The organism is Pseudomonas sp. 32_A, from assembly GCF_017490905.1.
GTDB classification, from domain to species: domain Bacteria; phylum Pseudomonadota; class Gammaproteobacteria; order Pseudomonadales; family Pseudomonadaceae; genus Aquipseudomonas; species Aquipseudomonas inefficax.
On record NZ_JAFGYI010000036.1, the window covers coordinates 40,131 to 59,638 of the forward strand.

The 19,508-nt window shown below is 62.4% G+C and carries 19 protein-coding genes and 1 rRNA gene; 10 read left to right on the forward strand and 10 right to left on the reverse strand.

Annotated elements, in window-relative coordinates; genetic code table 11:
• The first annotated feature begins 32 nt into the window (after positions 1–32).
• Positions 33–1,514: an anthranilate synthase component I gene (gene trpE / locus J5M58_RS19925; protein WP_013970606.1), complete on the forward strand. Its 1,482-nt coding sequence runs from the start codon at positions 33–35 to the stop codon at positions 1,512–1,514.
• 132 nt (positions 1,515–1,646) lie between these two features.
• On the opposite strand, the gene estP is transcribed toward trpE, so the two are convergent.
• Positions 1,647–3,527 (reverse strand): esterase EstP, encoded by a 1,881-nt coding sequence (gene estP / locus J5M58_RS19930; RefSeq protein WP_112251571.1) that lies wholly within the window; start codon positions 3,525–3,527, stop codon positions 1,647–1,649.
• Positions 3,528–3,896: 369 nt separating this feature from the next.
• Between estP and J5M58_RS19935 the strand changes: the two genes are divergently transcribed.
• From J5M58_RS19935 to J5M58_RS19950, 4 genes are all read left to right on the forward strand, one after another.
• The gene (locus tag J5M58_RS19935; RefSeq protein WP_112251573.1) at positions 3,897–4,490 is read left to right on the forward strand and encodes an aminodeoxychorismate/anthranilate synthase component II; all 594 of its coding nucleotides are present in this window, start codon (positions 3,897–3,899) and stop codon (positions 4,488–4,490) included.
• Between the two features lie 9 nt (positions 4,491–4,499).
• On the forward strand, positions 4,500–5,549 hold the full coding sequence (gene trpD / locus J5M58_RS19940; RefSeq protein ID WP_207879296.1) for an anthranilate phosphoribosyltransferase: 1,050 nt from the start codon (positions 4,500–4,502) through the stop codon (positions 5,547–5,549).
• Positions 5,546–6,379, forward strand: coding sequence for an indole-3-glycerol phosphate synthase TrpC (gene trpC, locus J5M58_RS19945; RefSeq protein ID WP_133970108.1), 834 nt, complete (start codon positions 5,546–5,548; stop codon positions 6,377–6,379). Before trpD ends, trpC begins: the two co-directional genes overlap by 4 nt.
• Positions 6,380–6,529: 150 nt before the next feature.
• Positions 6,530–7,234 carry a lipoate--protein ligase family protein gene (locus J5M58_RS19950; RefSeq protein ID WP_207879298.1) on the forward strand — a complete coding sequence of 235 codons (705 nt, stop codon included), beginning with the start codon at positions 6,530–6,532 and terminating at the stop codon, positions 7,232–7,234.
• Here J5M58_RS19950 and crp read toward each other — a convergent pair.
• A complete protein-coding gene (gene crp / locus J5M58_RS19955; protein ID WP_112251579.1) occupies positions 7,231–7,875 on the reverse strand; it encodes a cAMP-activated global transcriptional regulator CRP in 645 nt (214 codons plus the stop codon). The genes J5M58_RS19950 and crp overlap by 4 nt on opposite strands.
• 192 nt (positions 7,876–8,067) lie before the next feature.
• Here crp and J5M58_RS19960 point away from each other — a divergent pair, with 192 nt between their 5' ends.
• Entirely contained in the window at positions 8,068–8,490 is a 423-nt protein-coding gene (locus tag J5M58_RS19960; RefSeq protein ID WP_112251581.1) for an OsmC family protein, read from the forward strand.
• A gap of 132 nt (positions 8,491–8,622) precedes the next feature.
• Here the strand turns inward: J5M58_RS19960 and J5M58_RS19965 are convergent, their stop codons facing one another.
• From J5M58_RS19965 to hemJ, 6 genes are all read right to left on the reverse strand, one after another.
• Complete coding sequence (locus J5M58_RS19965) at positions 8,623–9,663, reverse strand: DUF2157 domain-containing protein (RefSeq protein WP_207879300.1); 1,041 nt, start codon at positions 9,661–9,663, stop codon at positions 8,623–8,625.
• Positions 9,664–9,673: 10 nt separating this feature from the next.
• Positions 9,674–10,321, reverse strand: a complete 648-nt coding sequence (coq7, locus tag J5M58_RS19970) for a 2-polyprenyl-3-methyl-6-methoxy-1,4-benzoquinone monooxygenase (RefSeq protein ID WP_003258825.1) — start codon at positions 10,319–10,321, stop codon at positions 9,674–9,676.
• 65 nt (positions 10,322–10,386) lie between these two features.
• Positions 10,387–10,725 (reverse strand): histidine triad nucleotide-binding protein, encoded by a 339-nt coding sequence (locus tag J5M58_RS19975; RefSeq protein ID WP_012316537.1) that lies wholly within the window; start codon positions 10,723–10,725, stop codon positions 10,387–10,389.
• 63 nt (positions 10,726–10,788) lie between these two features.
• Complete coding sequence (locus J5M58_RS19980) at positions 10,789–11,571, reverse strand: SDR family oxidoreductase (protein ID WP_112251585.1); 783 nt, start codon at positions 11,569–11,571, stop codon at positions 10,789–10,791.
• A 67-nt stretch (positions 11,572–11,638) separates the two neighbouring features.
• Positions 11,639–12,595, reverse strand: coding sequence for a nitronate monooxygenase family protein (locus J5M58_RS19985; RefSeq protein ID WP_207879302.1), 957 nt, complete (start codon positions 12,593–12,595; stop codon positions 11,639–11,641).
• 28 nt (positions 12,596–12,623) lie between these two features.
• Positions 12,624–13,049 carry a protoporphyrinogen oxidase HemJ gene (gene hemJ, locus J5M58_RS19990; RefSeq protein ID WP_112251589.1) on the reverse strand — a complete coding sequence of 142 codons (426 nt, stop codon included), beginning with the start codon at positions 13,047–13,049 and terminating at the stop codon, positions 12,624–12,626.
• A gap of 142 nt (positions 13,050–13,191) precedes the next feature.
• Here hemJ and argC point away from each other — a divergent pair, with 142 nt between their 5' ends.
• Together argC and erpA are read left to right on the forward strand one after the other, a co-directional pair.
• Positions 13,192–14,226, forward strand: a complete 1,035-nt coding sequence (gene argC, locus J5M58_RS19995) for an N-acetyl-gamma-glutamyl-phosphate reductase (protein WP_112251591.1) — start codon at positions 13,192–13,194, stop codon at positions 14,224–14,226.
• 146 nt (positions 14,227–14,372) lie between these two features.
• On the forward strand, positions 14,373–14,723 hold the full coding sequence (erpA, locus tag J5M58_RS20000; RefSeq protein WP_015268740.1) for an iron-sulfur cluster insertion protein ErpA: 351 nt from the start codon (positions 14,373–14,375) through the stop codon (positions 14,721–14,723).
• A 57-nt stretch (positions 14,724–14,780) separates the two neighbouring features.
• Here erpA and J5M58_RS20005 read toward each other — a convergent pair whose 3' ends face one another.
• Together J5M58_RS20005 and J5M58_RS20010 are read right to left on the reverse strand one after the other, a co-directional pair.
• Positions 14,781–15,872, reverse strand: coding sequence for an anhydro-N-acetylmuramic acid kinase (locus J5M58_RS20005; protein ID WP_112251593.1), 1,092 nt, complete (start codon positions 15,870–15,872; stop codon positions 14,781–14,783).
• Between the two features lie 4 nt (positions 15,873–15,876).
• Positions 15,877–17,298, reverse strand: coding sequence for a peptidoglycan DD-metalloendopeptidase family protein (locus J5M58_RS20010; protein WP_112251595.1), 1,422 nt, complete (start codon positions 17,296–17,298; stop codon positions 15,877–15,879).
• Between the two features lie 213 nt (positions 17,299–17,511).
• Here J5M58_RS20010 and tyrS point away from each other — a divergent pair, with 213 nt between their 5' ends.
• Entirely contained in the window at positions 17,512–18,711 is a 1,200-nt protein-coding gene (tyrS, locus tag J5M58_RS20015; RefSeq protein WP_112251597.1) for a tyrosine--tRNA ligase, read from the forward strand.
• Between the two features lie 714 nt (positions 18,712–19,425).
• Positions 19,426–19,508, forward strand: a 16S ribosomal RNA gene (locus J5M58_RS20020); the annotation flags it as partial.

A 19,508-nucleotide genomic window follows, 5' to 3' on the forward strand; every position in this document is an offset into this window, starting at 1 on the left:
CTGACCTATTGCTGCTTGCCACGAGGCTACCCATGACCCGCGAAGAATTCCTGCGCCTGGCCGCTGCCGGCTACAACCGCATTCCCCTGGCCTGCGAAACCCTGGCCGACTTCGACACGCCGCTGTCGATCTACCTGAAACTGGCCGACCAGCCCAACTCGTATCTGCTCGAATCGGTGCAGGGCGGCGAGAAGTGGGGCCGTTACTCGATGATCGGCCTGCCGTCGCGTACCGTGATGCGTGTGCACGGTTACCACGTCAGCATCCTGCAGGATGGCGTTGAGGTGGAAAGCCACGACGTCGAAGACCCGCTGGCCTTCGTCGAAACCTTCAAGGACCGTTACAAGGTCGCCGATATCCCTGGCCTGCCGCGCTTCAACGGCGGCCTGGTCGGCTACTTCGGCTACGACTGCGTGCGCTATGTGGAAAAACGCCTGGGCGCCAGCCCCAACCCGGACCCGCTGGGTGTGCCGGATATCCTGTTGATGGTGTCCGATGCAGTGGTGGTGTTCGACAACCTGGCGGGCAAGATGCACGCGATCGTGTTGGTCGACCCAGCTGAAGAGCAGGCTTTCGAACAGGGCCAGGCACGCCTGCAAGGCCTGTTGGAAACCCTGCGTCAGCCGATCACCCCACGCCGTGGCCTGGACCTGAGTGGCCCGCAGGCTGCCGAGCCGGAATTCCGCTCCAGCTATACCCGCGAGGATTACGAGAACGCTGTCGGCCGTATCAAGGAATACATCCTGGCCGGTGACTGCATGCAGGTGGTGCCGTCGCAGCGCATGTCGATCGACTTCAAGGCTGCGCCAATCGACCTGTACCGCGCGCTGCGCTGCTTCAACCCGACGCCGTACATGTACTTCTTCAATTTTGGCGATTTTCATGTGGTCGGCAGCTCGCCCGAGGTGCTGGTGCGCGTCGAGGACAACCTGGTCACCGTTCGCCCGATTGCCGGCACCCGCCCGCGTGGTGCTACCGAAGAGGCCGACCGCGCGCTGGAAGACGACCTGCTGTCGGATGACAAGGAAATTGCCGAGCACCTGATGCTGATCGACCTGGGCCGTAACGACGTCGGGCGCGTGTCCTCGACCGGCAGCGTGCGCCTGACCGAGAAGATGGTAATCGAGCGTTACTCCAACGTGATGCACATTGTGTCCAACGTCACCGGCCAGCTGCGCGAAGGGCTGACGGCGATGGACGCACTGCGGGCGATCCTGCCGGCCGGTACCTTGTCGGGTGCGCCGAAGATTCGTGCGATGGAGATCATCGACGAGCTGGAGCCGGTCAAGCGTGGGGTTTACGGCGGTGCCGTCGGTTACTTCGCGTGGAACGGCAACATGGATACCGCGATTGCCATCCGTACTGCGGTGATCAAGGACGGTGAACTGCATGTGCAGGCCGGGGGCGGCATCGTCGCCGACTCGGTGCCGGCGCTGGAGTGGGAAGAGACCATCAACAAGCGCCGGGCGATGTTCCGCGCGGTGGCGCTGGCTGAGCAGACTTCCGCCAAATAAATTGATTGGGGCTGCTGTGCAGCCCATCGCGACACAAGGCCGCTCCTACAGGGGATCGCTTTTTTTTCGGCAATCGCATTCCCCTGTAGGAGCGGCCTTGTGTCGCGATGGGCCGCAAAGCGGCCCCAAGATTCAGAAGTCCACACTAACCCCCAAACTCACCCCCTGCTGCGTCAACTCATCACTCTTGCGCCAGTTGTAGTTACCGCGCAAATGCACCCCCGCCACCACTTCATGGTTGACCCCCAGGCTCGCCCGGGTCAGGTCGCTGTGCGGCGTATACCCAGTCAGGGTGAAGTCATTCGCCGGCAGGCTGGTCAGGTGCATCGTCACATCCTGCTGGTCATCCTCGAACTCATGCTCCTGCGCCACTTCGGCGAACAGTCGGGTACTCGGCAGCACCTGCACACTGCCCAGCAATCCCACGCCCAAACGGCGTGATGTACGTTCCTGATCATCGAAGCCCAGCGCCGTCGAGCGCCCGCTTTTCTCGTCATAGCCATCCACCTTCACCCGCGCATAGTCGGCGCTGATGAACGGCGCCAGCTGCCAGCTGCTGCTCTCGGCCGCCAGGTTGTAGCCCAGCCGCCCCGACATCGCCCAGGCTTCGCCATCGGTATCACCCTTTTCGCTGCGGTCGTTCACGCCAAGGGCGAAGGTGCGCTTGAGGTCGCTGTAGTCCAGGTGCCCGGCGGTCAGCGCCGCGTCGGCCCACCAGCGGTCCTGGCGGTATTGGGCGAAGACGCTGGCAAGGTAGCTGTCCAGCTTGTAGTCCGAGTCCTGCTCGCCGGCTTCCAGCTTCTGCCGGTACACGCCGCCGGCCAGGCCCAGGCGCCAGGCGTCATTCAGGCGGTAGCTGCCGCCCAGGGTCAGGTTGTAGCCCCGGCCGTCACCGCTGGCCGCGCTGCGTTGGCCGTCGTAATCCAGGTCTTGGGCGCCGCTGGCGACAAAGGCTTGCCACTGGCCCACCGCCTGCCAGGGTGTCTGCCACTGGTTGCGCAGTTCGTCCTGGTGGGCGCGTACGCTGGCGTGGGCCATTTCGGGCAGCAGCGTCAGTTCCCATGGGGCGGAAAGGATCGAGTAGGCGTAATCGGCGATCAATTGCTGGCCGGCGATGGTCGGGTGCACCGAGTCGTTGAACAGCAGCTTGGTCGGGTCCGGCGTGGCGCCGTTGGCACCATACTCCGGGTTTTCCACGCATCCCTCACCGCTGTAGCAGGTGCCGACCAGGTTCTGGCCGCTGGCCAGGCCGAACTGCTCGGGGCTGGCCAATGCCTCGCTCAGCAGCACGGGGATATTAAGCGGAATGATTTCGGCATCGATCTGCCCCAGCTGGCTGAGCAGCGACTGGTTGAACGCGCCGGATAGCAGCGATAGCGGGTCTTGTTGCGGTGTACCGCTGAAGTTCGGTGTTTGCCCGAGGTCGGGCAGCAGCCAGACCATGATGTAGCGGGCGCCGCCTTGCTGCAGGGCCTGCGCGCTGGCGGCCAGGCGGGAACCGGCGGCCACGGCGTCGGCCGGGCTGTTGACCAGGCCTTGCAGGAAGTCGTTGCCGCCGCCGGTCAGGTAGTACAGTGCGTTGGGGTCGGCACGCAGGCCGTTGGCCAGGTAGCCCGGTCTGTCACGCAGTACCAGCCCGGCCCCGGGGCGCCCTGGTGGGATGATGGTTTCGGAGGTGGTGGTGATCGAATCCAGAATCTGCTGGGTGGTGTAACCGCCAACTGCCCAGTTGTTGCCATCAGGCACCCCAAGGATGGGGTTGATCGGCGAGGTGGAGGGGCCAAGTTCAGCCGGGTTCACGCCCAGTCGTCCGCCCAGGATCATGGGTGACACGGGCGCATAATTGCCATTGGCATCGCGGTTGGTGAAACGTATGCCGCCAAACTGCCCCGAGTCGCTGAGGCTGTCGCCGAACACGATCATGCTGGAGTAGGGCGACGGTGCCGCGAACGCCTGGCTGCAGGCCAGCGCCAGTGAGGCGAGGGTAAAGCGCAGGAATGGTGCTTTTCGCATCGGTGAACATCCTTTTCCTTGTATTTATGAAGGATTGCCCGATCGACCTTAGCAAATCGCGGTGCATCCCTCCCAAGTCCATTCGTTTCCCCGTGTTTACGGGCATATTGCGCCCGCCGCGCCGGTAGGCTACTGTGCCGGGACGTATGAGCGAGACCTATCCTGTGTTGATCGTCAGCAAACTCTTGATGCGCGTAATCAAGGCCCACGCCCGTTGGCGTTGGCGCGCCTGACTTTATCCCCTGCCGGCCCGTCCGGCCCGCCCCCGTTTGCCTTCCTGTCTACCGCCCCTTGTGGCAAAGCCGCGCCTGTTGGCTGGTGCAGAAAGGTTCGAATTCTGAAGTCAGTAGATTCAAGAGGTTTAACCCGATGTTACTGATGATCGACAATTACGACTCATTCACTTACAACGTCGTTCAGTACCTTGGCGAGCTGGGTGCCGAGGTAAAGGTCATTCGCAATGACGAAATGACCATCGCCCAGATCGAAGCCCTCGCCCCCGAGCGCATCGTCGTGTCCCCTGGCCCATGCACGCCGAGCGAGGCGGGCGTATCCATCGAGGCCATCCTGCACTTTGCCGGCAAGCTGCCGATTCTCGGTGTATGCCTGGGCCATCAGTCCATCGGCCAGGCCTTTGGCGGTGATGTGGTTCGTGCCCGCCAGGTGATGCACGGCAAGACCAGCCCGGTACATCATCGTGACCTGGGCGTGTTCGCTGGCCTCAACAACCCTTTGACCGTGACCCGTTACCACTCCTTGGTGGTAAAGCGCGAAACCTTGCCAGAGTGCCTGGAAGTGACCGCCTGGACCGCCCATGCTGACGGTTCGGTCGACGAGATCATGGGCCTGCGCCACAAGACGCTGAATATCGAAGGGGTGCAATTCCATCCCGAGTCGATCCTGACCGAACAGGGCCACGAACTGTTCGCCAACTTCCTCAAGCAGACCGGCGGCCGCCGCTAAGGATCGAACATGGATATCAAGAGCGCGTTGAGCCGTATCGTCGGCCAACTGGACCTTTCAACCGAAGAAATGCGCGACGTCATGCGCCAGATCATGACCGGCCAGTGCAGCGAAGCGCAGATCGGCGCCTTCCTGATGGGCATGCGCATGAAGAGCGAAAGCATCGACGAGATCGTTGGTGCGGTGTCGGTAATGCGCGAGCTGGCCGAAAAGGTCGAACTGCAAAGCCTCGATGGCGTGGTCGATATCGTCGGTACCGGCGGTGATGGCGCCAACATCTTCAACGTGTCCACCGCCTCGTCGTTCGTCCTGGCGGCGGCGGGTTGCACCGTTGCCAAGCATGGCAACCGCGCGGTGTCGGGCAAGAGCGGCAGTGCCGACCTGCTGGAAGCCGCCGGCATTTACCTTAACCTGACGCCAACCCAGGTGGCCCGCTGCATCGATAGCCTGGGCATCGGCTTCATGTTCGCGCAAAGCCATCATTCGGCCATGAAGCACGCTGCCGGCCCGCGTCGCGACCTGGGGCTGCGTACCCTGTTCAACATGCTCGGCCCGCTTACGAATCCGGCCGGGGTGAAGCACCAGGTGGTCGGCGTGTTCGCCCAGGCCCTGTGCCGCCCGCTGGCCGAGGTGCTGCAGCGCCTGGGCAGCAAGCATGTATTGGTGGTGCACTCGAAGGACGGCCTGGACGAGTTCAGCCTGGCTGCGCCTACCTTTGTCGCCGAATTGAAGAATGGCGAGATCACCGAATACTGGGTAGAGCCGGAAGACCTCGGCATGAAGAGCCAGAGCTTGCACGGCCTGGCCGTCGAGAACCCGCAGGCGTCGCTGGAGCTGATCCGCGATGCGTTGGGCCGGCGCAAGACCGAAAACGGCCAGAAGGCTGCCGAGATGATCGTGCTCAATGCGAGCGCGGCGCTGTATGCCGCTGACCATGCCATGAGCCTGAAAGCCGGTGTGGAACTGGCCCACGACGTACTGCACACCGGGCTGGCCTGGGAGAAGCTGCAGGAGCTGGGTGCCTTTACTGCAGTATTCAAGGTGGAGAACGAAGCATGAGTGTGCCGACGGTGCTGGAAAGGATCATTGCCCGCAAGTTTCAGGAAGTGGCCGAGCGCAGCGCGCGCGTCAGCCTCGCCGAACTGGAGGGCCTGGCCAAGGCTGCCGACGCTCCGCGTGGCTTTGCCAAGGCCCTGATCGAGCAAGCTGCGCGCAAGCAGCCGGCGGTAATTGCCGAAATCAAGAAGGCGTCGCCGAGCAAGGGCGTGATTCGCGACCATTTCGTGCCGGCGGAAATCGCCGTCAGCTACGAGAAGGGCGGGGCAACTTGCCTGTCGGTGCTGACCGATGTGGATTACTTCCAGGGCGCCGACGAGTACCTGCAGCAGGCCCGTGCGGCGGTGTCGCTGCCGGTGATCCGCAAGGACTTCATGGTTGACCCGTACCAGATCGTCGAGGCCCGGGCCCTGGGCGCGGACTGTGTGTTGCTGATCGTGTCGGCGCTGGATGATGTGAAAATGGCCGAACTGGCGGCTACGGCCAAGGATGTCGGCCTCGACGTGCTGGTGGAAGTGCACGACGGCGATGAACTGGAGCGCGCGTTGAAAACCCTGGATACCCCGCTGGTGGGGGTGAACAACCGCAACCTGCACACCTTCGAGGTCAGCCTGGAAACCACCCTCGACCTGCTGCCACGTATTCCGCGTGATCGCCTGGCGATTACCGAGAGCGGCATCTTGAACCGGGCCGATGTGGAGCTCATGACGATCAACGAAGTCTATTCGTTCCTGGTGGGTGAGGCGTTCATGCGCGCCGAGCAGCCAGGGCTGGAACTGCAGCGGTTGTTCTTCCCGGAACAGGTGAAGAAGACTGTTCAGCAACTGGACTGATCAAATGAAGCCGGCGTTATTGCCGGCTTTTTTGTACTCCTGCCATGGTCCCATTCGCGGGTACTCCACAGGTCTTGAACACCGTGGTTATCCTGTGGGAGCGGGTTCACCCGCGAAGAGGCCCTCGAAAACAATATCAAAGGTGGATCAATGACCGATCACCCCCTGGCCCTGACCGTCGAACAAGGCCTGCACGCAGAACAGGAACTGCTGGCCGCTGTCTGCCGCGGCGAACGCGACAGTGGCGTGCTGTTCTGGCGCCCGACCGACCACGCACTGGTCATGCCCCGGCGCATGAGCCGCCTGGACAATTTCGAAGCCGCCTGCGCGGAGCTGGCAATTGCCGGCTGGCCGGTGCTGCTGCGTGAAACCGGCGGCGAACCGGTGCCGCAGTCACACGCCACGGTGAACGTCGCCCTGGTCTATGTAGCCCCCCGCAGCGAAGGCGATCACGGCCGTATCGAAAATGCCTACGAGCGCTTGTGCCTGCCGCTGTGCGATGTGCTGCGCGAGTGGGGTGGGGTGGCGTCGGTGGGCGAAATCGACGGCGCTTTCTGCGATGGTCGCTATAACGTCAACCTTAATGGCCGCAAGCTGGTGGGCACTGCCCAACGCTGGCGCCAAGGGCTGGGCGGCAAGCGCCCGGTGGTGCTGGTGCACGGTGCGCTGCTGCTGGACAACGAGCGTGAATCGATGGTGGCGGCGGTCAACCGTTTCAACGAGTGCTGCGACCTGGAACAGCGCTGCCGCGCCGATGCGCACATCGCCCTGCATGAGGTAGCGCCCGCGGCCCCATGGTTCGAGCGGCTGTCGCAGGCCTATGCCACGGTGCTGGCTGACCTGCCCAAGGACTAGCGGGTACCGTAGACCACCATGGTCTTGCCTTTGACCTGCACCAGGCTGCGTTCTTCAAGGTCCTTGAGGACGCGGCCGACCATTTCCCGCGAGCAACCGACGATGCGGCCGATTTCCTGACGAGTGATCTTGATCTGCATGCCATCGGGGTGGGTCATGGCGTCGGGTTGCTTGCACAGCTCCAGCAGGCAACGGGCGACACGCCCGGTAACGTCGAAGAACGCCAGGTCGCCGACCTTGCGCGTGGTGTTGCGCAGGCGCTGGGCCATCTGGCTGCCCAGGGCGTAGAGGATTTCCGGGTCCTGGCGCGCCAGTTCGCGAAACTTCTCATAACTGATTTCGGCTACTTCGCATTCGGTCTTGGCGCGCACCCAGGCACTGCGTTGCTGATCGCCTTCGGCCGGTTCGAACAGGCCCAGCTCGCCGAAGAAGTCGCCACTGTTCAGGTAGGCGATGATCATTTCATGGCCGTTGTCGTCCTCGATGAGAATGGTGACCGAGCCCTTGATGATGAACGACAGTGTCTCGGCCCGGTCGCCGGCGCAGATGATATTGCTTTTGGCGGTATAGCGACGGCGCTGGCAGTGCACCAGCAGCTTGTCGATGTTCTTGATCTTGGCGGGTAGGGCAGAAGCAACCATCACGAAATCCTGTTCGATATGACGCATAGGCTTTTTTATAAAGGTTGGCTGGCGGTGCGCGCCAGTCATTTGGCGCCAGCTTATCAGACACTACAGGATGTTTCGGTACTAAACCGACACGACTCGTACTTTTCCCACAGCCGCACAAGGTCTAAGCTGACACCCTTTTCCATAAATCAGGAGTCCGGGTAGATGAAGGCACGTATCCAGTGGGCCGGTGAGGCGATGTTCCTCGGCGAATCGGGGAGCGGCCATGTCGTCGTGATGGACGGCCCGCCCGAGGCCGGCGGCCGCAACCTGGGCGTGCGCCCGATGGAAATGCTGTTGCTGGGCCTGGGGGGCTGCAGCAGCTTTGATGTGGTCAGCATTCTGAAGAAGTCCCGCCAGGCGGTGGAAAGCTGCGAGGCGTTCCTGGAGGCCGAGCGTGCCAGCGAAGACCCGAAGGTGTTTACCAAGATCCACATGAACTTCGTGGTGAAGGGGCGTGGGCTGAAGGAGGCCCAAGTCAAGCGTGCGGTAGAGCTGTCGGCGGAGAAATATTGCTCGGCTTCGATCATGCTCGAGCGTGCCGGGGTTGAGATTACCCACGGCCATGAAATCGTAGAACTGGGTTAAAGCCATGATTGTTGGGCTGCTGCGCAGCCCATGTGGGAGCGGGTTTACCCGCGAAGCAGGCGACGCGGTGGGTGGCACCGGCTGCGCCGGTGTTCGCGGGTAAACCCGCTCCCACATACGGCCCTGGCAATTTCAGCTGCGAAGCGCCGGCAGTGCGGCCCTCACCCATCCTGGCAAGTATCCACGCATCACCCGGCTCAACCGCTCTCGCCGCTTCTGGTAAACCAGCCCTAACCCGATAACCCCCAGTCCGATCAGGGTTACCACCACTGGGAACAGCAGCGACTCGGCAAATACCTCGTACGACAGGTACCCCAGGTAAGCCGCCACGCCCAACGCCCCGAACACCATGAACACCGGCCGGCGCAGCAGCACCGCCATGCCCATCAGGGCAATGTTGATCAGGCAGTACAGGGCCTTGCCCAGCTCACTGCCGCTGTCCATCAGCGTCAGCCCACCCCAGAATGCCGCCAACCCGGCCAGGTAACCCCAGCGGGCGTAATCGTCGCGAGTGCGCCCGTCCACCACCAGGAATACTACAAGCAACCCCAGCCCGAACCACAACGAAACCTCGCGGCGTTGCTCCCAGCTGAATGGCGAACCGAAGAACCATTCGCTCAGGTCCATCGACATGAACCACAAAGCCACGGCAATCGGCATGACGATGAACGGGTAGGGAATCAACCTCAGCATCAGCAACCCGGCGAGCACCGTGGCCGCTTCCATTGCCAGCCAGCCGCCCTGCACGTAGGTGTAGTACTGGTGGTAGTCGGCCTGCGCATCATCCATCGGCCACCAGCCGGCCAGCCGTTCGATGGCGAATACCACCAGCGGCACGATGCTGACCGCGACCGCCGCCAGTACCCCGGCCGCGACGGGTTGTGCGCGCCGTTGCAGGTTAACGGCGAACAGCGTGAGCAAAAGGAAATAGAGGCTGGCGATGACCAGCAGCGCCCAGTCGCCGATGCGCATCCAGGCTTCGGTGAGCAACCAGCCCATTGCAGCCATGATCAGCATGGCGCCAAAGTAAAAGGCGACATGGGCCAGCTGGAAGCTACCACGTTGTGCTGGTTGCTGGCGCAGGAAGGCCAGCAGGGCCTGGTCCTGGCCCGGCTGGAGAATGCCGGCTTGCACGGCGCGCGCCAGGTCCTTGGCGTCGAAACGGTCCGTCATGGCGATGCCTTCAGATACGGTAGGTGCTCTTGGTCATGACCTTGGCCAACAGGCTCATGCCAAAGCGGACAGGGGCAGGGAAACGATAGCCGCCGGCTTCCAGTGCGGACTCGGCGTGTTGCTCCTCATCGACGCGCATCTGTTCGAGGATGGCCCGGGACTTTTCGTCTTCCTGCGGGATCTGCTCCAGGTGTTCGTCGAGGTGCTTGCACACCTGGTGCTCGGTAGCGGCGACGAAGCCCAGGCTGACCTTGTCGCTGACCAGCCCGGCGAGTGCGCCGATGCCGAACGACATGCCGTAGAACAATGGGTTGAGCACGCTGGGGTGGCTGTTCAGCTGGCGAATACGCTGTTCGCACCAGGCCAGGTGGTCCACTTCTTCCTCGGCGGCGTGCTCCATGGCCTTGCGCACTTCGGGCAGCTTGGCGGTCAGGGCCTGGCCTTGGTACAGCGCCTGGGCGCAGACTTCACCGGTGTGGTTGATACGCATCAGCCCGGCAACATGGCGGGCCTGTTGTTCGTCCAGGTCGACGTCCGGCTGGACGATGGCCGGCGATGGGCGGGCGGGTTGGCCGCTGAAGGGCAGCAAGGTACGCATGGCCGTATCGGCCTGCAGCAACAAGCGGTCAAGCGGCGAGTAGTGACGTTCGGTAGCCATCGGGCACCTCCGCAAGAATGTGCCCGACAGTTTACCGCAATAGTGGCAGGGTCGCTTGCCGTGGATCAGCCCGGCGGCCAGTGCATCTGGCGCTGGCCAAGCACGTGCATGTGGATGTGGTAGACGGTCTGGCCGCCTTGCTCGTTACAGTTCATGACCACGCGGAAGCCGTCCTCGCAGCCAAGTTCCTTGGCCAGGCGCTGGGCGGTGAACAAGATGTGGCCAGCCAGGCCTTTGTCTTCTTCGGTCAAGTCATTGAGGGTGCGGATGTGCTTTTTCGGGATGACCAGAAAATGCACGGGCGCCTGGGGGGCGATATCGTGGAACGCCAGGACCTGGTCGTCTTCGTAGATGATCTTCGCCGGGATTTCCCGGTTGATGATCTTGATGAATAAATCGTCCACAGCACTTGCTCCATGGTGAGGGTCGGGCCGAGTGTACTCAGCCGGGCGCCGCTCGCCCAGTAGCTATTCCATGCCGACCGGGCAATAGCGGCGGTGGATGGCCCCGGCCAGCTTGCGCACCAGCCAACGCGGCAGCAGGCGTGGGGCGAACGCCAGCCAACGGTTGCGCCGGCCGGGCAGGATAAGTGCGCGGTTCTTGTCCAGCGCGCGCACGGTATACAGGGCCACCTCCTCAGGGCTGAGGCAGCGCGGCTTGCCATCCAGCCGTGGAATGCGCCGGCGCGAGGAACGCACCGGGCCGGGGCACAGTACCGAGACCTTGATGCCGGTGCGTTTGAGTTCTTCGCGCAAGGCCTGGGAGAAGCTCAGCACATAGGCCTTGCTGGCGGAATAGGCGGCCATCCACGGGCCAGGCGCCACCCCGGCCAGGCCGGCGACATTGAGGATTTGCCCGCCGCCCTGCACGGCCATCAGGTTGCCGATGGCGTGGCACAGGCGGCTCAGGGCCAGCACGTTGACTTCCAGCAGGTCCTGCTCGTCGGCCCACTCATGGGCCAGGAATGGCCCGTAGGTGCGCAGGCCGGCACAATTGACCAGCAGGTCGATGCGCCGCTCGCCTTCTTCCAGTTCCAGCACGAAGCCCGACAGGCGCAACGGTTGGCTGAGGTCGCAGGCACGGAACAGCACCTCCACCCCGAAACGTTGGGTCAATTCGATGGCCACCGGCTCCAGCGTTTCACGCTGGCGTGCCACCAGGATCAGGTTGCGCCCGCGCCGCGCCAGGGCTTCCGCCAGGGCCAGGCCCAGGCCGCTGGAAGCACCAGTGATCATGGCGTAACGGGTCATGCAAGGCTCCTGGGGGCTGAAGAGGGCGCCTAGTGTACAGCTTGGCCAGGCAAGGTGTTGCCTTTTGCTACGGGGTACGGGTGCGCAGGGCCTGACAGCGTTCCAGGGCGTCCCGGTACTCGTGATGCAGCCGCTCGATCAGCGCGCTGGCGCTGGGCAGGTCGTCGATACCGCCGACGCCCTGGCCCGCCGACCACACGGTCTTCCAGGCCTTGGCTTCGTCGTCGATCGGCTTGAGTTTGCCTTGCTCGTGGCCTCCCTTCAGGGCTTCCATGTCGTAGCCAGCCTGCTCCAGGCTCGGGCGCAGGAAGCTGGCAGGGACGCCGGACACCGCCGGGGTGTGAATGATGTCGGCGGCATGGGAATCGAGCAGCATCTGCTTGTAGGCGCCCGTAGCCTGGCTTTCTGCGGTGGCGATGAAGCGGGTGCCCATGTACGCAAGATCCGCCCCCAGCATTTGCGCGGCGAGGATCTCGTGGCCGTGGTTGAGGCAGCCGGCCAGCAGCAAGGTCTTGTCGAAGAACTGACGAATTTCCGCGGCCAGGGCGAACGGGCTCCAGGTGCCGGCATGGCCGCCTGCTCCTGCGGCGACGGCGATCAGGCCGTCGACACCGGCTTCGGCGGCTTTCTCGGCATGGCGGCGGGTGGTGACATCATGGAACACCAGGCCGCCGTAGCCATGCACGGCATCGACCACTTCCTTCACCGCGCCGAGGCTGGTGATGACGATTGGTACGCGGTGCTCCACGCACAACGCCAGGTCGGCCTGCAGGCGCGGGTTGGTCGGGTGGACGATCAGGTTGACGGCATAGGGCGCTGGCGCCTGCAGTTGCGCCAGGCCCGCCTCGATTTCCTCTAACCAGGCCTTGAAGCCGGCGCTGTCGCGCTGGTTGAGGGCCGGGAAGCTGCCGACCACGCCGCTGGAGCAGCAAGCCAGAACCAGCCTGGGGTTGGAGATCAGGAACATCGGTGCGGCAACCACGGGCAGGCGCAGGCGTTGTTCGAGGGAGGCAGGTAACGACATGGCAAGGCTCCTTGAGCGGGTGGCTATGTCAGAACGGTTTGACCACCACCAGAATTACGATACCCAGCAGGAACAGCACGGGCACTTCGTTGAACCAGCGATAGTAGACGTGGCTGCGGGTGTTGCTACCGCTGGCGAAGCGCTTGCGCTGGGCGCCGCACACGTGATGGTAGCCGGTCAGCAGGATGACCAGGGTCAGCTTGGCATGCAGCCAGCCCTGACTCAGCCAGCCCGGGTTGAGATAGAGCATCCAGGCGCCGAACACGTAGGTGGCGATCATTGCCGGGTTCATGATGCCGCGGTACAGCTTGCGTTCCATGGTCACGAAGCGGTCCTGGCTGATGCTGTCCTGGCTCTGGGCGTGGTAGACGAACAACCGCGGCAGGTAGAACAGGCCGGCGAACCAGCAGACCACGCTGACGATATGCAGCGCTTTGATCCATAGGTAAAGCATGGGGGGAGTTCCTTCAGGGATTCACGGTCGTCAGATAGTAGTGGTCAAGCGCCCGAAGGGTCACCCGAAGAGTTGTTACAGGCGCCTTGCGCCCCTATTATCGTGCGCTTTCCAGACGGCTCGTTGATAAGGGGCAAGCGTTATGATCAAGGTCGGTATCGTCGGCGGCACGGGTTACACCGGCGTCGAACTGTTGCGTCTGCTGGCACAGCATCCACAGGCCGAAGTGGCGGTCATCACTTCGCGCTCCGAGGCGGGCGTTGCGGTGGCGGACATGTACCCGAACCTGCGCGGCCACTATGACGGGCTGGCGTTCAGCGTGCCAGATAGCAAGACCTTGGCCGCCTGCGATGTGGTGTTCTTCGCCACCCCGCACGGTGTTGCCCACGCCCTGGCCGGCGAGCTGCTGGCGGCGGGTACCAAGGTGATCGACCTGTCTGCCGACTTCCGCTTGCAGGACGCCGCCGAGTGGGGCAAGTGGTACGGCCAGCCGCACGGTGCGCCAGAGCTGCTCAAGGACGCGGTATACGGCCTGCCTGAAGTCAACCGCGAGAAGATTCGCCAGGCGCGCCTGATTGCTGTTCCAGGTTGCTACCCGACCGCCACCCAACTGGGCTTCCTGCCGCTGCTGGAAGCTGGCCTGGCCGACCCGTCGCGCCTGATCGCCGACTGCAAGTCGGGTGTCAGCGGTGCTGGCCGTGGTGCGGCGGTGGGCTCGCTGTTCTGCGAAGCCGGCGAAAGCATGAAAGCGTACGCAGTGAAGGGCCATCGCCACCTGCCGGAAATCAGCCAGGGCTTGCGCCTGGCCGCTGGCAAGGATATCGGCCTGACTTTCGTGCCGCACCTGACGCCAATGATCCGTGGCATCCACGCCACCCTGTACGCTACCGTTGCCGACACTTCGATCGACCTGCAGGCGCTGTTCGAGAAACGCTATGCCGCTGAACCGTTCGTCGATGTGATGCCAGCTGGCAGCCATCCGGAAACCCGCAGCGTGCGCGGTGCCAACGTCTGCCGTATTGCCGTTCATCGCCCGCAGGGTGGCGACTTGGTGGTGGTGCTGTCGGTGATCGACAACCTGGTCAAGGGCGCGTCTGGCCAGGCGGTGCAGAACCTCAACATCCTGTTTGGCCTGGACGAGCGCATGGGCCTCTCCCACGCGGGCCTGCTGCCGTAAGCAGCCAGCGTTCGAAAAGGCCCGCGTCGTGCGGGCCTTTTTGTATGTCGCGACTAAAGCCGCACAATTCTTGACCGATTTTCTCGGGAAAGCGGATAATGCGCGTCATCGAGTTTTATGGCGGCTACCACGCCGGGAGAATCAACATGAGCGTCGAAACCTTCACCCCTACCGCTTTGGAATTCACCCACGGCGCTGCGCAAAAGGTGAAGAACCTGGTTTCCGAAGAAGGCAACGATCGTCTGAAACTGCGCGTGTTCGTCACCGGTGGCGGTTGCTCGGGCTTCCAGTATGGCTTCACCTTCGATGAAGACGTGGCTGAAGACGACACCATCGTCGAGCGCGAGGGTGTTTCCCTTGTGGTCGACCCGATGAGCTTCCAGTACCTGGCCGGTGCCGAAGTGGATTACCAGGAAGGCCTGGAAGGCTCGCGCTTCGTGATCAAGAACCCGAACGCTGCTACTACCTGTGGCTGCGGTTCCTCGTTCTCGATCTGAGGCCTGGCCATACGAAAACGCCGTGCAATTGCGCGGCGTTTTGCTTTCTGGCTTAGTTCAGGCCGGGTAGATTGCGCCGAGTACGCGCAGGCCCTTGGCCGCTGTCACGCTTGGGCGGTTGGCGGCTATGCCCTCCAGGCAGCAGTGGGCCAGCCAGGCGAAAGCCATGGCTTCGACCCAGTCCGGGTCCACGCCATGGGCGCCGGTGCTGGCGACACGGGTGTCGGGCAGCAACTGGCTGAGGCGCGTCATCAGGGCGCCGTTGCGCGCACCGCCACCGCAAACCAGCAGCGCTTCGGTGCCTTGCTGGGCGTTGCTCAACGAGTCGATGATGCTGCGTGCGGTCAGTTCCAGCAAGGTAGCCTGTACGTCCTCGTCGCGGTAAGCGGGCAGGCGGGCCAGGTGACCATCCAGCCAGGGGAGGTTGAACACTTCGCGGCCGGTGCTCTTCGGGCCGCTGCCGGCGAAGAACGGGTCGGCCAGCAATGCGTCGAGCAAGTCGGCCTGCACCACGCCCGAGGCAGCCCAAGCCCCATCCGCATCGTAGGCCTGGCCGCGCTTGCGTTCGACCCAGGCATCCAGCAGCACGTTGCCCGGACCGCAGTCGAAGCCATGGACCGGCTTGTCGTGTTCGATCAGGCTGAGGTTGCTGAAACCACCCACATTGAGAATGGCCAGGCGTTGGCCCAAGTGGCTGAACAGGGTTTCATGGAAGGCCGGCACCAGGGGTGCACCTTGCCCACCGGCGGCCACATCGCGACGGCGGAAGTCGGCGACCACGCTGATACCGGTAAGCTCGGCCAGCAGCGCCGGGTTGCCGATCTGCACGGTAAAACCGCGTGCAGGCTCGTGGCGGATGGTCTGGCCGTGGCTGCCGATGGCGCGGATGGCTTCGGCCTGCAGCCCCTGCCTGACCAGCAGTTGGCGGATACCTTCGCCTGCCAGGCTGGCCCAGCGGTTTTCTGCCAGTGCGGCGCGGGCGATCTCGTCAGGGCCGCTGCTGCAAAGGCTCAGCAGCTCCTGGCGCAGGTCGCCGGGCATCGGCAGGTAGTGGGTGGCGAGCAGTTCTAGCTGCTCGCCTTGCTTGATCAAGGCAATGTCCACGCCATCGAGGCTGGTGCCGGACATCACTCCCAGGTAGAGCGCCATTGGATTAACGCTTGTTCGCTGCGAGCAGGGTGGCCTTTTCCTGATCCATGCGGGCGATCAGGGGCTGGCTCTGCTGCAGGAAACGCTGGCGCTCGTTCCTGGCTATCGGGTCGGCCATCGGCACTTTCTGGCTTAGCGGGTCGACGTGCACACCGTTGACCTGGAACTCGTAGTGCAGGTGCGGGCCGGTGGACAGGCCGGTGGTGCCGATGTAGCCGATGATCTGGCCCTGCTTGACCGAGCTGCCGGTCTTGATGCCCTTGGCAAAGCCCTGCATGTGGCCGTACAGCGTCTTGTAGCGGTTGCCATGCTGGATGATCACGGTGTTGCCGTAACCACCGCGACGCCCGGCCAGCTCGATGCGGCCGTCACCGGCTGCCTTGATCGGAGTGCCGCGTGGGGCGGCATAGTCGACGCCTTTGTGGGCGCGGATCTTGTTCAGGATCGGGTGCTTGCGGCCGGCGGAAAAGCGCGAGCTGATGCGGGCGAAGTCGACCGGGGTGCGGATGAAGGCCTTGCGCAGGCTGTTGCCATCGGCGGTGTAGTAGCTGGTGTTGCCCTGCTTGTTGGTATAGCGCACGGCGGTGTAGGTCTTGCCGCGGTTGGTGAAGCGCGCGGACAGGATGTTGCCTGTGCCGACGACCTTGCCGTCCATCACCTTCTGCTCGTAGACCACATCGAATTCATCGCCCGGACGAATGTCCTGGGCGAAATCGATGTCGTAACCCAGCACGCGTGCCATGTCCATGGTCATGCTGTGGGACAGGCCGGCGCGCTGGGCCGAAGCTGACAGCGAGCTTTTGATCACGCCGTGGGCGTAGGCGGTACGCACTACCGGCTTGCTGATTTCGCGATTGAAGGTGTAGCCCTTGTCGGTCTTGGTCAGGCGAATGGTTTCGAGGTTGCTGACCTTGCTGTGCAGGCTGGCCAGCTGGCCGTCCTTGTCGAGTTCGAACTGCAGCACCTGGCCATGCTTGAGCTGGCTGAACTGCTTGGCCTGCTTGTTGCTGGCCAACAGGTCGTGCACCGCATTGCTTGGCAGGCCGACCTTGGCGAACAGAGTGGACAGGGTGTCACCACGAGCCACGGTGACTTCGCGGTGGCTGGGTTCCTTGGTGGCTTCGACGACCGGCGCGGCGCCAGGGGCTTCCTGTTCGGCCTTCTGGGTTTCGGGGGCTGCATCCTCTATCTGGGCGAATGGCGAGCTTTGCTCACCTTCTGCCTGCACCAGGGGGGCAGCGCGGGATTCGTCCTTCAACTGTTCGGCAGGGCTCTCCAGCTCGAGGTTGAGGGTGGTTTTCTTGGCTTCCACTTCGCTGGAAGGGAACACCAGCAGGGCCAGGCTGAGCAGGGCGGCGATGCCGCTGGCGGCCAACAGATGGCTTTTCGGATAAAGCGGGGGCGCTTTAGGCGGTTCGTTGGTCATGGGCAAGGTGACTTTGAAAAAGGTGAAATGGAAAAGATGAATGACATGATGAAGATGAAATAACTGTATAAAATATAACCAAATCCATTTTCACGCAAGGGCGCGTAGACGCCGGAAGCCCGTGTTCGGGTCACATTCCTTTGCGAAACTTGTAATTGACGGCCGATCTTGTATGGTTGGCTCCCCCTGAATCTGAGCCTTGCGGGTTTGTCTATGAAGTCGGTTGAAGAGCAGCTGGCGCTTATCAAGCGCGGTGCGGAAGAAGTACTGGTCGAGTCGGAACTGGTGGAGAAGCTCAAGCGCGGCCAGCCTCTGCGCATCAAGGCCGGCTTCGACCCGACCGCCCCCGACCTGCACCTTGGGCACACGGTGCTGATCAACAAGCTGCGCCAGTTCCAGGACCTGGGGCACCAGGTCATCTTCCTGATCGGTGACTTCACCGGCATGATCGGCGACCCGAGCGGCAAGAGCGCCACTCGCCCGCCGTTGACCCGCGAGCAGGTGCTGGAAAACGCCGAGACCTACAAACAGCAGGTGTTCAAGATCCTCGACCCGGCCAAGACCGAGGTTGCGTTCAACTCCACCTGGATGGACAAGCTGACCCCGGCCGACTTCATTCGCCTGGCGTCGCAGTACACCGTGGCGCGCATGCTGGAGCGTGATGACTTCGACAAGCGCTACACCACCAACCAGCCTATTGCCATACACGAATTCCTGTACCCGCTGGTGCAGGGCTATGACTCGGTGGCGCTGAAGGCTGATGTCGAGCTGGGTGGTACTGACCAGAAATTCAACCTGCTGATGGGGCGGGAACTGCAGCGCGCCTATGGCCAGGAAGCGCAGAACATCGTGACCATGCCGCTGCTCGAAGGGCTCGACGGCGTGAAGAAGATGTCCAAGTCGCTGGGCAACTATGTAGGTATCCAGGAAGCGCCGGGGGTGATGTACAGCAAGCTGGTGTCGATCCCGGATACCCTGATGTGGCGCTACTTCGAGCTGCTGAGCTTCCGTTCGATGGACGAGATCGAGCAGTTCCGTGCCGATGTCGCCAATGGTGCCAACCCGCGCGACATCAAGATCAAGCTGGCGGAAGAAATCGTCGCGCGCTTCCATGGCGAGGAGGCCGCGGCCAACGCTCACCGTGCCGCGGGCAACCGTATGAAGGAAGGCGAGCTGCCGGAAGACCTGCCGGAAGTTGAAGTGGCTGCGGCGGAAAGCCTGCCGATTGCTGCCGTGCTGAACCGGGCTGGCCTGGTGAAGAACTCGGCTCAGGCGCGGGATTTGCTGAGCGGCGGTGCGGTCAAGGTTGATGGCGCAGTGGTTGATCGTGACTTCATGTTTGCGCTGGGTGCCACCCATGTGTGCCAGGCGGGCAAGAAATCCTTTGCGCGGGTAACCTTGAAGGCTGAGTGATTGTCTTGGGGTGTAGCTATATAGAAGCGGGGAGGCCGGTAGGCCTCCCCGCTTTGTTTTTGGGGTTTGGGTTTTGGTTGTTGCTGTAGCGGGTGTCAGGTGGGGGTTATGGGCCTGTCTTGGGATGGCATTGGTTTTGAGATCTGCCTGCCTTGGGTTTTCTGGCGCCTGCGAGCACCTGGTGGCCTCGATAAGGTCTTCGCCTGGAATATTTCAAATATATGAAATTAAAGGTTGACGCCCCTCCGAATCCCCTTATAATGCGCCCCACTTCCAGCGACATCGGAACGAAAAACTCCTTGTTAATCAACGAGTTAAGTAGTCAAGAAGAAGCAGGAAGCGCTACGATCGAATGATCAAAAGCGGTTGAGATGATGGTTGACAGCGCTTTTAAACGCTGTATGATTCGCCTCCCGCTACGAGAGATCGCGGCGAGTCAAGTGTTTGAAGCTAAACGAGTTTCTCGCAAAAAACTTCAAAATAAACGCTTGACAGCAAATGAGGAAGGTGTAGAATGCGCGCCTCGGTTGAGACGAAAAGCTCTTAACCAAACGCTCTTTAACAAATCGAATCAAGCAATTCGTGTGGGTGCTTGTGAGTATGGACTGATAGTCAAAAAGATTATCAGCATCACAAGTGACCATGCGAGAAATCACATAGTCATTTGAGGTTGCTGAGCCAAGTTTAGGGTTTCTTAAAAACCCAAGCAGTATTGAACTGAAGAGTTTGATCATGGCTCAGATTGAACGCTGGCGGCAGGCCTAACACATGCAAGTCGAGCGGATGACGGGAGCTTG

What these genes read in the sequence shown, in the direction of transcription:
- trpE (WP_013970606.1), top strand. Translation starts at nt 33, where the DNA reads ATGACCCGCGAAGAATTCCTGCGCCTGGCCGCTGCCGGCTACAACCGC.
- estP (WP_112251571.1), bottom strand. Translation starts at nt 3,527, where the DNA reads ATGCGAAAAGCACCATTCCTGCGCTTTACCCTCGCCTCACTGGCGCTG.
- J5M58_RS19935 (WP_112251573.1), top strand. Translation starts at nt 3,897, where the DNA reads ATGTTACTGATGATCGACAATTACGACTCATTCACTTACAACGTCGTT.
- trpD (WP_207879296.1), top strand. Translation starts at nt 4,500, where the DNA reads ATGGATATCAAGAGCGCGTTGAGCCGTATCGTCGGCCAACTGGACCTT.
- trpC (WP_133970108.1), top strand. Translation starts at nt 5,546, where the DNA reads ATGAGTGTGCCGACGGTGCTGGAAAGGATCATTGCCCGCAAGTTTCAG.
- J5M58_RS19950 (WP_207879298.1), top strand. Translation starts at nt 6,530, where the DNA reads ATGACCGATCACCCCCTGGCCCTGACCGTCGAACAAGGCCTGCACGCA.
- crp (WP_112251579.1), bottom strand. Translation starts at nt 7,875, where the DNA reads ATGGTTGCTTCTGCCCTACCCGCCAAGATCAAGAACATCGACAAGCTG.
- J5M58_RS19960 (WP_112251581.1), top strand. Translation starts at nt 8,068, where the DNA reads ATGAAGGCACGTATCCAGTGGGCCGGTGAGGCGATGTTCCTCGGCGAA.
- J5M58_RS19965 (WP_207879300.1), bottom strand. Translation starts at nt 9,663, where the DNA reads ATGACGGACCGTTTCGACGCCAAGGACCTGGCGCGCGCCGTGCAAGCC.
- coq7 (WP_003258825.1), bottom strand. Translation starts at nt 10,321, where the DNA reads ATGGCTACCGAACGTCACTACTCGCCGCTTGACCGCTTGTTGCTGCAG.
- J5M58_RS19980 (WP_112251585.1), bottom strand. Translation starts at nt 11,571, where the DNA reads ATGACCCGTTACGCCATGATCACTGGTGCTTCCAGCGGCCTGGGCCTG.
- J5M58_RS19985 (WP_207879302.1), bottom strand. Translation starts at nt 12,595, where the DNA reads ATGTCGTTACCTGCCTCCCTCGAACAACGCCTGCGCCTGCCCGTGGTT.
- hemJ (WP_112251589.1), bottom strand. Translation starts at nt 13,049, where the DNA reads ATGCTTTACCTATGGATCAAAGCGCTGCATATCGTCAGCGTGGTCTGC.
- argC (WP_112251591.1), top strand. Translation starts at nt 13,192, where the DNA reads ATGATCAAGGTCGGTATCGTCGGCGGCACGGGTTACACCGGCGTCGAA.
- erpA (WP_015268740.1), top strand. Translation starts at nt 14,373, where the DNA reads ATGAGCGTCGAAACCTTCACCCCTACCGCTTTGGAATTCACCCACGGC.
- J5M58_RS20005 (WP_112251593.1), bottom strand. Translation starts at nt 15,872, where the DNA reads ATGGCGCTCTACCTGGGAGTGATGTCCGGCACCAGCCTCGATGGCGTG.
- J5M58_RS20010 (WP_112251595.1), bottom strand. Translation starts at nt 17,298, where the DNA reads ATGACCAACGAACCGCCTAAAGCGCCCCCGCTTTATCCGAAAAGCCAT.
- tyrS (WP_112251597.1), top strand. Translation starts at nt 17,512, where the DNA reads ATGAAGTCGGTTGAAGAGCAGCTGGCGCTTATCAAGCGCGGTGCGGAA.